The sequence below is a fragment of the Methylosinus sp. KRF6 genome, from assembly GCF_018887255.1.
In the GTDB taxonomy this organism is placed as follows: Bacteria; Pseudomonadota; Alphaproteobacteria; order Rhizobiales; family Beijerinckiaceae; genus Methylosinus; species Methylosinus sporium.
The window spans coordinates 3902515-3915164 of record NZ_JAHLJF010000001.1 but is presented as its reverse complement, the minus strand read 5'-3'; the positions used below and the strand labels follow the sequence as shown (position 1 = coordinate 3915164).

Genomic DNA, 12650 nt, shown 5'->3' with positions numbered 1-12650 from the left:
TACGCCGACGAGCCGTCGCCCTTCAGTCGGAGGATTTGGTGGAATTCGGCTTTTTGCCCGGATATGACAACTGTCCTCTCGTCATCGAAGCTCGTGTCGAAAGGCTCCGGCTGTCGGATTGGACGGCGGGGCGCCGCAAGGAGCTCGAGGAGCTCGTGGCGCGGCACGGCTCTGTATTGTTACGCGGCTTTGCTGTGACGAATTTGGCGGATTTCGAGGACTGCGTCGAGAAAATGTGCGGCGGCGCGCTGGAGTATCGCTTTCGCGCCTCTCCGCGCACGGAGGTCGGACGCCATGTCTATACATCGACCAATTATCCCGCCGACCAGAGCATCTTCCCGCATAACGAACACTCCTATTCGCCGATTTGTCCGACCTATCTCGTCCTCTATTGCGAGACGCCGGCCAGCGAAGGAGGGGAGACGCCGATCGGCGACAATCGAGAAATCACTCGACGCATCGACATAGGCGTGAGGGAGCGGTTTCTGCGTCGAGGCGTGCTCTATGTGCGCAATTACGGGGCCGGATTCGGGCTGCCTTGGCAGACGGTCTTTCAGACCGACGACCGCGCCGAGGTCGAGCGCTATTGCGCCAGTCTCGGGATCGAGTGGCGATGGAAGTCGGACAACAAATTATGCACCCGCCAGGTCGGGCCGGCGATGATCCGCCATCCGCGCACCAGCGAGGAAATATGGTTCAATCATGCGACCTTCTTTCATGTGACGACCCTGCCTGTGACGGTGAGGGACGCGATGCTCGGCGAGTTCGACGAAGACGATCTCCCGACGCAGACCTATTACGGCGACGGAACGCCGATCGAGGCCGAGGTTCTCGAACATCTGCGCAGCGTCTATCGCGAAGCGCTTCGTTCCTTTGCCTGGCGTAGCAGCGATGTCCTCCTCGTCGACAATATTCTGACCGTGCATGGCCGAACACCGTATTCCGGCTTTCGTCGGGTACTTTTGGCGATGGCTCAGGCCTTCAGTCCGCTGGCTTGCGCGATCGGCTCGGGAGTAGAGATATGATGTTGAATCAGCAGACGATCGGATATCGCTTATCTCTGCAGCAGGAGCGGATTTGGCGATCATGGCGGCGGAGCGGCGGCGATTTGCCTTTGCTGCGCGGCCGCGTCCGCTTGGAGGGTCCACTCGACATTTTGCGGCTCCGGGACAGCTTCGATCGCATCTTGCGCCGCCACGAGGCTCTGCGTACTCGAATCGAGCTCTTGCCCGGTACGACGCAACCGATCCAGATCATTGGCGAAGCGGCGGCGCTCCGGGAGCTCCGCGACTTCGGCGATCGCGCGCCGGAGGAACGCGCTCCGACGCTCACCAATATCGAAAGCGAGGCGCAGTTCAAAAATTTGCGCGGCGCGGCGCTCTATGCGGAATTGGCGCGTTTCGGAGCCGGTCTCCATTATCTGCTGATCGCAGTGTCGCCGTTCTGCGGCGATGGCGTCAGCCTGCAAAATATCGTCCGCGAACTGGCCGCCGGCTATGGCGGGAAGGCCGAAGTCTCTTCTATCGACGAGCCGATCCAATATGCGGATTACTCGGCTTGGCAGGAGGATATTCTCTCTGCGGATACGAGCGACGGCTTGCGCTATTGGCGCCTGCACGAACCATCGGTCGCGTCTTCGGCGCCTTTGGCCCTGGAGAGTTCGTTAGGGGAAGAAGCGCAGTTCGATCCTGCTGTGATAAAGCAATCCTTGCCGCAGGAGCAGGTCCGCGCCGTTCTCTGCCTCGCGAGAGAATGCGGCGTCGCGCTCGAGACCGTCCTGTCGGCTTCGTGGGCGGCTCTGCTGCATCGGCATTCGGTCTCATCGGACATCGATCTGCGTGTTCTCGGCGATGGCCGGAGCGATCCCGTCGCCACGGCCGTCGGCGCTTATTCTCTTTCCTTACCGTTCCATTGCAGCTTCGAGCCTGGCGAAACTTTCGCCACATTCGCGAAAAGGCTTCAGGTCGCGCTCGACGAGCATAGGGATTGGCAGGATTATGCTCCGGCGGATACGGGAAACGTGGCCGGCGCGCCGGATCGTTGGTTGGGCTTCGGCTATAAGGCCATGCTCGCGCCTCTGCTCGCGGGCGCCGTCGCGATGACGCTCGAATCGACCACGTCGCTTCCGGGGCAGTTTCGGCTGCACTTGCAATGTTTGGAAGGCGCCGATCAAATCGTGGCCGAATTTCATCATGACCGCGCATTGTATTCGTCGGCCGCTATCGACTGCCTCGTCGAGCAATGGACGACGCTGCTGGCCGGCGCATCGCGGGCGCCGGACACCTCGATCGAGCGCCTCGCTCTGCTCGGCGACATCGAGCGGCGGCGCCTATCGGCCGAGTGGAGCGCTCCGCCGACCGAGCATTTCGATGACGGCTGCCTTCATGAGCTTTTCCAAGCACAGCTTGCGCGAACGCCGGATGCGACGGCTGTCGTGTTCGACAGCGGGCGCCTCACATACGCCGAATTGAGCGCCAGAGCCAACCAGCTCGCGCATCGTCTCTGCGAATTCGGCGTCGGACCCGAGACTATCGTCGGCGTCTATATGGAGCGGTCCTTGGAGATGGTGATCGCGCTCCTCGGCATTCTCGAAGCGGGAGGGGCCTATCTTCCGCTCGATCCGGACTATCCGAGCGAGCGGCTCGCTTACATGATCGACGACGCGCATCCGCTATTGGTGTTGACCCGGGAAGGCTTGCGCGACCGCGTGCCGAACGCTGTCCCTACGAGAACTCTCGACGCCGATTGGACGTGGAGCGAGGGCGGGCGCCGGGATCGGCCGCTCCTTCGCGTCGGCCCGCAAAATCTCGCTTATGTCATCTATACGTCGGGATCGACCGGAAGGCCGAAGGGCGTTGCCGTCAGTCACGGTGCGGCGTGGCGCTCGACGTCGGCGCGTCACCGCTACTACGCAGAGCCGGTGCGCGGCTTCCTGTTGTTGTCCTCGTTCAGCTTCGACAGCTCGGTCGCGGGACTGTTCTGGACCCTCAGTCAGGGGGGGCGCCTCTGTCTTCCGACAGACGAAGACCTCCAAGACGTCGGCCGCCTGGCGCAGTTGGTCGAACGACACGAGCTCTCCCATCTGCTCTGTCTGCCTTCTCTCTACGCGATGCTGCTCGAGCAGCATCGCGCAAGTCTGCATAGCCTGCGCGCGGCGATCGTCGCCGGAGAAAGCTGTCCATCGAGCGTGCCGATCCTGCATTGGGCGCGTCTCGCCGAGACGCGTCTCTACAACGAATATGGTCCGACCGAAGCGACGGTGTGGAGCACGGCGGCGGAACTCGCGGCGCAGTCGGCGCTTCGGCCGGCCTCTATCGGCCGGCCGATCGAAGGCGCGCGCGTCATTCTCCTCGACGAACGGCGAGAGCCGGTTCCGCTCGGGGTCGCGGGCGAGCTCTACATCGGCGGCGTCGGCCTGGCGCGGGGCTATCTCGGGCGTGCGGATTTGACGGCGGAGCGGTTCGTTCCCAACCCGTTCAGCAAGGATGGGGAGCGTCTGTATCGAACCGGCGATCTGGCGCGCTATCGCGAAGATGGCGAGATCGAGTTTCTCGGGCGGATCGATCACCAGGTGAAAATCCGCGGCTTCCGCATCGAGCTCGGCGAGATCGAGGCGGCGCTCACGCGGATTCCGGGCGTGCGGGCGGCCGTGGCGGTCGCGCGGGAGGATGTCGAAGGCGACAAGCGGCTCGTCGCTTATGTGGTCGGGCAGGAGGGAGCAAAGCCCGTGATCGCCGATCTTCGCGCGGCGCTCGCGCGGGCGCTGCCGGACTATATGGCTCCAGCCGCCTTCGTGTCGCTCGACGCCTTGCCGTTGACATCGAACGGCAAGGTCGACCGAAACAAGCTGCCGGCGCCGGATATCGAGGCGCAGGCGAAAGGCCGATATGTCGCGCCGAGGACGCCGACCGAAGAGACGCTGTGCCGGATTTGGGCGGAGGCGCTCGGGATCGAGCGCGTCGGCGTGGAGGACAATTTCTTCGAACTCGGCGGTCATTCGCTGCTGGCGATGACGCTGGTCGAGCGCATGCGACAGCAAGGACTCAAAACCGACGCGCGCCAATTGTTCGCCGATCCGACGCCTGCGAAGCTGGCGGCTGCGGTGGGAAGCAACGCAGAGGTCGCCGTTCCGCCCAATCTCATTCCAGCCGGCTGCGACGCCATCGTTCCCGAAATGCTGACTTTGACGAAATTGAATCAGGCCGACATCGACCGCATCGTCGGCGCAGTCCCGGGCGGGGCGTCCAATGTGCAAGACATCTATCCGCTGGCGCCGTTGCAGGAAGGAATATTGTTTCATCATCTCATGGCGACGAAAGGCGACCCTTATCTCGCAAACGCGCTCTTGGCTTTCGACACGCGCTCCCAACTCGAAGACTTCGTCGCCGCCTTGCGGGCCGTCGTCGCACGGCATGATATTCTGCGCACGGCGGTTGCGTGGGAGGGATTGGCCGAACCGATGCAAGTCGTGTGGCGCGAAGCCTCGATGGCGGTGGAAGAGGTCTCTCTAGACCCGGCGAAGGGCGACGTCGCCGAGCAATTGCGGATGCGTTTCGATCCGCGACAATATCGGCTCGACCTTTGCCGAGCTCCGCTGACGCGCGGCTTCATCGCTCGCGACGCCGGCCAGGATCGCTGGCTGTTGCTGATGTTGGCGCATCATCTCATATTGGATCACACGACGCTGGAAACATGTGTGCGGGAGGCGCGGGCGCATTTTCTCGGCCACGCCGATCGCCTTCCCGCGCCATTGCCGTTCCGCAATTTCGTGGCGCAAGCGCGGTTGGGAGTCGATCGTTCGGAACATGAAGCCTTTTTCAAGGCGATGCTCGGGGATGTGACCGAACCGACAACTCCGTTCGGCCTTTTGGATATCCAGGGCGACGGCTCCGACATCAGGGAAGCGCAGGTCGATCTCGATATGGCGTTGGTGCGACGCTTGCGGGATCAGGCGCGGGCGTTCGGGGTGAGCGCGGCGAGCCTTTGCCATCAGGCTTGGGCCTTGACGTTGGCGCACGCGTCGGGCCGCGACGACGTAGTGTTCGGCACGGTGCTGTTCGGGCGCATGCATGGCGGCGAGGGAGCCGAGCGGGCGCTGGGACTGTTCATCAATACCTTGCCGCTGCGTGTCCGGCTCGGCGCCGAAAGCGTGGCGGACGGGCTGCGGCGCGTCCATGGACTGCTGACGGACTTGCTGAGGCACGAACATGCTTCCTTGGCCTTGGCGCAGCGGTGCAGCGGCGTAGAGGCGCCGGCGCCGTTGTTCTCGGCGCTATTGAACTTCCGCCACGGCGCCGGCGTGAGCGCCTCCGGCGGTTTGATGTCGCCTTGGGAGGGCGTGACGACGCTCTACGCCGAAGAGCGCACGAATTATCCACTCACACTGTCGGTGGACGAGTTCGACGAGGGCTTTCGATTGACGGCGCAGACGCAGAGCTCTCTTGAGCCGGAGCGCATCTGCTGTTTCATGCGCGTCGCATTGGAGCGACTTGTCGAGGCTCTCGAAACGGCGCCGGATACGGCCATGCGATCGATCGACGTTCTGGCGGACGCCGAACGCCGGCGATTGCTGGTCGATTGGAATGCGACGGTCGCCGCCTATCCGAAGGATCGCTGCATTCATCATCTGTTCGAGGAACAGGCCGCGCGCACGCCGGAGGCGATCGCGGTCGTCTTCGAGAGCGAGCGCCTCACTTATGCCGAATTGAGCCGCAGGGCGGGCCGGCTGGCGCATCGCTTATGCGAATTGGGCGTCGGACCAGAGACCATCGTCGGAGTCTGCATGGAGCGATCCATGGAGATGGTGGTGAGCCTGCTCGGCATTCTCGAGGCCGGCGGCGCCTACCTGCCGCTCGACCCGGACTATCCTGGCGAGCGGCTCGCTTACATGGTCGAGGACGCGCGACCCCTGTTGATCCTGACGCAGAAGCATCTGCGCGCGCGCCTGCCGGACGCTGCTCCGACGCTGTCTCTCGATAGCGGTCGGGCGTCGATCGAGAAAGCGAGCGGCGATCGTCTCGCCGCGCGCGCGGCCCCGCGAAATCTCGCCTATGTCATCTACACCTCCGGCTCCACCGGATGGCCGAAAGGCGTCGCCCTCGAACATGGCGGAGTCGTGAACCGCTTGGAATGGATGCAGGCCCGCTATGGGCTGACGCCCGCAGACGCCGTGCTGCAGAAGACATCTTTCGGATTCGACGTATCGGTATGGGAATTTTTCTGGCCGTTGAGCGTCGGAGCGCGATTGGTCTTGGCCGGGCCGGCGGATCATCGCGATCCGGAGGCCTTACGAGAGGCGATCGAACGCGAAGGCGTGACGACGCTGCACTTCGTGCCCTCGATGCTGCAGGCGTTTTTGAATGCTACGGATGTTTCTGCGTTCGAGACCGTGCGTCGCGTGCTGTGCAGCGGAGAAGCGCTACCTGCGGGCCTCAGGGACCAATTTCATCTCGGGTGGACGGCGGAGCTGCACAATCTCTACGGTCCGACCGAAGCGTCGATCGACGTTACGGCCTACGCATGCGCGCGCAGTGACGCGGAGACGCGCGTGCCGATCGGCCGCCCGATCTGGAACACGCAGATATATCTTCTCGACAAGGAGTTGGAGCCTGCGCCGCTCGGGGTTGCGGGCGAGCTCTACATCGGCGGCGTCGGCCTAGCGCGGGGCTATCTCGGGCGTGCGGATTTGACGGCGGAGCGGTTCGTTCCCAACCCGTTCAGCAAGGATGGGGAGCGTCTGTATCGAACCGGCGATCTGGCGCGCTATCGCGAAGATGGCGAGATCGAGTTTCTCGGGCGGATCGATCACCAGGTGAAAATCCGCGGCTTCCGCATCGAGCTCGGCGAGATCGAGGCGGCGCTCACGCGGATTCCGGGCGTGCGGGCGGCCGTGGCGGTCGCGCGGGAGGATGTCGAAGGCGACAAGCGGCTCGTCGCTTATGTGGTCGGGCAGGAGGGAGCAAAGCCCGTGATCGCCGATCTTCGCGCGGCGCTCGCGCGGGCGCTGCCGGACTATATGGCTCCAGCCGCCTTCGTGTCGCTCGACGCCTTGCCGTTGACATCGAACGGCAAGGTCGACCGAAACAAGCTGCCGGCACCGGATATCGAGGCGCAGGCGAAAGGCCGATATGTCGCGCCCCGCACCGTCACCGAATGGATTGTCGCGCGGGAATTCAAAGAGGTTCTCCAAATCGACCCGATAGGCGTCGACGACAATTTCTTTCATCTCGGCGGGAATTCGCTGTCGGGCGTCAAGCTCGTCGAACGCATACGAAGGGCTGTATGCAGCAGCCTCCCTGTCATGGCGATCTTTCGAGCCCCGACCGTCGCGCAACTCGCGGACTGGATTTCCGGCGAAAAGGACGGGGAGCGATATCCGCTGGTCCTCATGCGCCGTGGCCCTGACGCCAGCCCGCTCTACTGCATTCATCCGAGCGGCGGCTCGCTCCTTCGCTATCAGGCGCTAGTCGACGCTCTCGGGGGCTCACGGTCCGTTTATGGAATTCAGTCGCGAAGTCTGCTCGACTCCGCCTATCGGGACAATTCCATCGAGGAGATGGCGGCCGATTACGTCGAACTCATTCGCCGCCATCAACCGCGCGGCCCGTATTTCCTGCTGGGTTGGAGCATGGGGGGCTTCATAGCGGCGAGCATGACGGCGCTCCTCGAGGAGCAGGGAGAAGCGGTGGCGTTCCTGGGCCTCCTCGACACGCGTCCCGCGCCGGACGGCGCCCAACCGACCGCTTTGGATTACGTCGAGCAATTCGCCGCGATCGAAGGAAAGAATGCGGAGGACATGCTCTCCGCCTCCGACCGGGAGCATCTGATGCGGATGTCGGACCGTCTGGCGGGGCAGGAGCGCTACGTCTATGCCGCGCTATGGGGACAAGAGCGGGGATTCTGGCGCGACATCTCGTCCGATCTCGCCGATTTTCTCTACGCGGACGGGGAGAACTCCAAGAGAATGATGCGCGACATGCGGATGCGCAGCGTTCATTCGCCGATGCATGTCTGGTGGGCGAAGCAGACGCTCGATGGCGACAGCCGGCCGCCGTTCGATTGGGACTCTCGCGCCAAAGGATATGTCACGACTGAAATCGTGGACGGAAACCACCACGATATCGTCGAGAATGCGCATGTCCATGCACAAGTCCGACGCGCCTTGCAAGCCGTGTCTGGCCGCTCGGATGCCGGCCAAGTCCCGATATAGGAAGGATCGCGTCGACAAGCGGCCAAGCGTCTCTCTTCGAACAGACCGAGGCGACCGGAGATCTCGATGGGAAAGAACGGCATGTCGACCAATGCGATCGGCGCTTCGTCCATGCGTCTTTGGCATGTGTTCGCCTCTTCGCGGCTGGTGTTCGCTCTCTCGCTCATGTGCGGGTTGATCGCCGGCGGCGGCAATGCCGCGCTGGTGACCCTGATCAACCGATCTCTCGAGGCGGGGCAGGCCGGCAAAGCAACGTTCGCTCCGGCCTTCTTCGTCCTCTGCCTTCTTGTTCTCGCGTCCAGCGCGCTGTCGATGACTTTGCTGTCACGCTTGGCTCAGGCGAATCTCTACAATCTCCGTTTGTGGCTCAGTCGTCGCATCCTCGCCGCGCCTTTTCAAAGGCTGCAATCTCTCGGGCCGCACAGGCTCATGGCCGCCTTGACCGATGATATCGGCAGCGCCGTCGACGCCCTGGATACGCTCCCGACTCTTTTCATCGCGGGCTCGACGCTCCTCGCTATTTTCATTTATCTCGGGTTTCTGTCGCCGGACTTATTGCTTCTCGTCCTGCTGTTTCTCGTGTTCGGGATCGTCACCTTTCGATTGCCGCAGAGCTGGGCCTTGCACTGGCTACAATTGGCGCGAGAGGCCGACAATGTTCTGTTCGGTCATTTCCGTGCGATCGTCGAAGGCTGTAAAGAGCTGAAGATGGACGTGCGCCGGAGACGCGCCTTTCTCGATGAGGAGATGAGCGGCGCGGCGGATACGTTCAGACGGAGGCGAAACAGGGCGTGGCTGATCTATGTGCTCGCAAATCGCTGGGCGCAATCGCTCTATTTCATTCTGATCGGCTTGATTTTGTTCGCGTCTCCATCGTCGGCCGAGATATCGCGTGAGACCCTGACAGGTTTCACGCTCGCAATCCTTTTTCTCGGCGGCCCAATTTCGGCGGTCGTTCAAGCCGTTCCCATGATCGGGACGGGGATCGCGGCCCTGAAGAACATCGAGGCGCTCGGTCTGGGCTTAGGGGGCGAGCTGGAAACCGACAGCGCGGCCGGTTTCGAAAGACAATCGGCAAGTCCGATGATCCTCGAGCTGTGCGGCGTTCGACACCATTATCCGGCGCCGAAAGGCGAGATCGGCTATCAGCTCGGACCTTTGAATCTGCGACTGCAGCCGGGCGAACTCGTTTTCGTGACCGGCGGCAACGGCAGCGGCAAGACGACCTTGGCCCTGCTCATCCTCGGGCTTTTTTTGCCGGAGGCCGGCGAAATCAAGCTCGGGGGCCAGCCGGTCACCAAGGAAAATCTCGATTCGTACCGGCAGAATTTTTCTGCGGTTTTCGCGGACGCCTATGTCTTCGATTCTCTCCTGGGATATTCGAGTGACGATCTGCTCGCCAAGGCCGATGAATTGCTTCTGCTTCTTCAGCTCGATCGCAAGTTGCGGATCGAAGACGGGCGCTATTCGACGGTCGACCTGTCGCGCGGCCAGCGCAAGAGACTGGCGCTGCTCGGCGCCTATCTCGCGGATCGGCCCTTCTATCTGTTCGACGAATGGGCGGCCGAACAGGATCCGGTTTTTCGCGAGTTTTTCTACCAGGAGATGCTGCCGAAGCTGAAAGCGCGCGGCAAGACGGTCATCGTGATCACCCACGACGATCGCTATTTTCATCTGTCCGATCGATTACTGCAGCTCACGATGGGACAATTAGAGGAAATGCGTCCCGCTCTCGCGGCGTCCGCATGACGTTGAGGAAAGTGCGATGTCCAGAATAACGAAACGCGATATTGTGCGCGCTTGCCTGAGCATATTCGTCCTGTCTCTGGCCTATGCCGGCGCCGCGTCGTTCATTCGCGCCAGAGAGAGCGTTTCGGACGCGACCGTCGAAATTCGCTGGACGTCGCATGGCATTCCGCACATCAGAGCTGTCGACGAGCGCGGCCTCGGCTATGGCGTCGGCTACGCCTATGCGCAAGACAACATCTGCCTGTTGGCGGAGGAGATTCTCACTGTCGCAGGCGAACGGTCGAAATATCTCGGAGCGGACGCCATGGCCGCCGCCGCGATCACCAATCTCGAAAGCGATTTCTTTTTCCGGTGGTTGAATAATGACGAGGCGATCGCTGAGATATCGCGCTCTCAACCGCGAGACGTTCGTGAGCTGCTCTCCGGATATGCGGCGGGATATAATCGCTATCTGCGCGACGCCGGGATCGGCGGATTGCCTTCGGCATGCCGCGACAAGCGGTGGGTGCGGCCGATTTCCGATATCGATCTCTTGAAGAACATGCGCCGTCTGCTCGTGCAGAGCGGGCTCGGACGCTTCATGAAAGCCGTCGTCGCCGCGGCGCCGCCGAGCCGCGGCGCCGCCAGATCCCGTTCCGGGGAGCTGACGAGCGAGGCCGTACGGTTCGCGTTTCAGCCGCGGGACGCTTTCGAAAGCAGCCATGGAAGCAACGCCATCGCTGTCGGAAAGGAGCTCAGCCGCAACGGCAAGGGGCTGCTGCTCGCCAATCCGCACTATCCGTGGACGGGACCTCTCCGTTTCTATCAAATGCACCTGACTATTCCCGGCAAGCTCGACGTCATGGGCGCCTCTCTGCCTGGGCTGCCGATGATCAACATCGGGTTCACGCAGAATTTGGCGTGGACGCATACGGTCGACACGTCGAGTCATTTCGTGTCCTACCGCCTACGGCTCGATCCCGCCGATCCCACCAGATATCTGGTCGAGGGTGAGTCTCTGCCGATGCGAAAGACGTCGGTCGTCGTCGACGTGCTCGAAAAAGACGGATCGCTCACGCAGCGATCACATGACTTCTATCAGTCTGGATTCGGACCTGTGTTCGACCTGCCCGACCAATTCCGATGGGACGAGAGCCGCGCATTCGTCATCGAGGACGCCAATCTCGGAAACGGCAGAGCATTGCAGCAATGGTATGCGATGAATCGAGCGACGTCCCTCGACCAGTTTCAATCGAGCATCACCCGAATTGTGGGAATTCCATGGGTCAATACAATAGCGGTCGACGCGGATGGAACGACGCTGTTCATGAATGTCTCGGCGATTCCGAACGTCGACGCCGCAAAGCTCTCGTCTTGTCGTCCGTCTGATCCAGAAAGACCATCATCTGTCGAATTTCCCGTTCTCGATGGAACGCGGAAGGCCTGTGAGTGGGATAGAACGCCTGCTGCGACGCAGGAAGGGCTCTTTCCCGGAGACAGCTTGCCGATTCTGAGGCGTGAGGATTTCGTCCTGAACTCCAACGACAGCGCGTGGCTGGCCAATCCGGCGCGGCCCTTGACCGGCTTCTCGCCGCTCGTGAGCCGCGAGAAGGTCGAGCTCGGAGGCAGAGCCCGCTACGCTCTCGAATGGCTGCGACATCGTCTCGAGGAAGCCGCGTCGCGCGGCGCTCGTTTGGACGCCGAGGACTTGCAGGACCTCCTCATGCGCGATCACGTCTATGTCGCGTCCTTGATCATGGACGATCTTCTGACGCTGTGTCCGGAAGCGATAGGAGAGGAGGCAGAAGGCGCCGACAAATTATATCTCGCGACCGCCTGCGAAAAATTACGCGTTTGGAATCGAACGGCGGATCTCGACGCCAATATGGGCTATGTCTATCTTGAAGGGTTCATGGAGCGCGCACGTAAGATCGCCAATGCTTGGCGGGTCCCATTCGATTCGTCGCGGCCTCTCGACACTCCTCATGGGCTGAACATCGATGATCCCGAAGTGGCGAAGCAATTGATGGCCGCTTTGAGCTCGTCGGTGCGGGAGGCCGCCAGTGCGGGCTTCGCGCCCGACGCGACCTGGGGACAAATTCAAGTCGCGTCGAGAGGCGGGCGAGCTATTCCGATTCATGGAGGCAGCGGGGCGTTGGGCGTCTATAATGTCATCCGCAGCACGCCTTCCGGAAAGGGGAGACGGGAGGTGGTTTCTGGGTCGAGTTACATTCAAATCGTCTCGTTCGAGCCGAGCGGCCCGCGAGCGGAGACCTTGCTCACATTTTCAGAATCTCTGAACCCAGACTCGCGATATTTCGCCGATCAAACGGAGCTGTTCTCGAGGAAGGAATGGGTGCGTCTTCCCTTTTCGGAGACAGAGATAGAGGCCGATCTGTCTTATCGTCGCCAGACGATTCCATATTGACGACGGTTCTCGTAGACCTTCGGAGGCGATTGCCGCGCGCGAGCCAGTCACACTTCGACGCCCGACAATCCAGACCTTCTATCTTATACGGCTTCCAGTTGATTGTTTCGGCAGCGAGCCTTCAGGCTCGCTTTCGGCCGCACGCAAACCGATCAGACGGATTTGGCATTAGAGTCGAAATCACCGCGCCCCTCGTGCTCGACGGGCCGATCAATGGCGAGAGTTTCCTCCGGTCTTATGTAGCAGCCGCCACTGGCTTCCTCTACTGGCGCGGATTTTGAAGCG

Annotated in this window: 4 protein-coding genes; all 4 read left to right on the top strand. The window is 61.9% G+C overall.

What is annotated here, in order from left to right:
* Window positions 1-38 precede the first annotated feature (38 nt).
* The gene (locus tag KP010_RS18515) at window positions 39-1025 is read left to right on the top strand and encodes a TauD/TfdA family dioxygenase (protein WP_210244283.1); all 987 of its coding nucleotides are present in this window, start codon (window positions 39-41) and stop codon (window positions 1023-1025) included.
* Complete coding sequence (locus KP010_RS18510) at window positions 1022-8209, top strand: non-ribosomal peptide synthetase (RefSeq protein WP_216281289.1); 7188 nt, start codon at window positions 1022-1024, stop codon at window positions 8207-8209. The genes KP010_RS18515 and KP010_RS18510 overlap by 4 nt, the downstream gene beginning before the upstream one ends.
* Before the next feature lie 66 nt (window positions 8210-8275).
* Entirely contained in the window at window positions 8276-9958 is a 1683-nt protein-coding gene (locus KP010_RS18505) for a cyclic peptide export ABC transporter (protein ID WP_246659784.1), read from the top strand.
* 16 nt (window positions 9959-9974) lie between these two features.
* Window positions 9975-12365, top strand: a complete 2391-nt coding sequence (locus tag KP010_RS18500; protein WP_142862346.1) for an acylase — start codon at window positions 9975-9977, stop codon at window positions 12363-12365.
* The last annotated feature ends 285 nt before the right edge of the window (window positions 12366-12650 follow it).

Coding starts and splice junctions, on each gene's coding strand:
- KP010_RS18510 (WP_216281289.1), top strand. CDS start 1,022: ATGATGTTGAATCAGCAGACGATCGGATATCGCTTATCTCTGCAGCAG.
- KP010_RS18505 (WP_246659784.1), top strand. CDS start 8,276: ATGGGAAAGAACGGCATGTCGACCAATGCGATCGGCGCTTCGTCCATG.
- KP010_RS18500 (WP_142862346.1), top strand. CDS start 9,975: ATGTCCAGAATAACGAAACGCGATATTGTGCGCGCTTGCCTGAGCATA.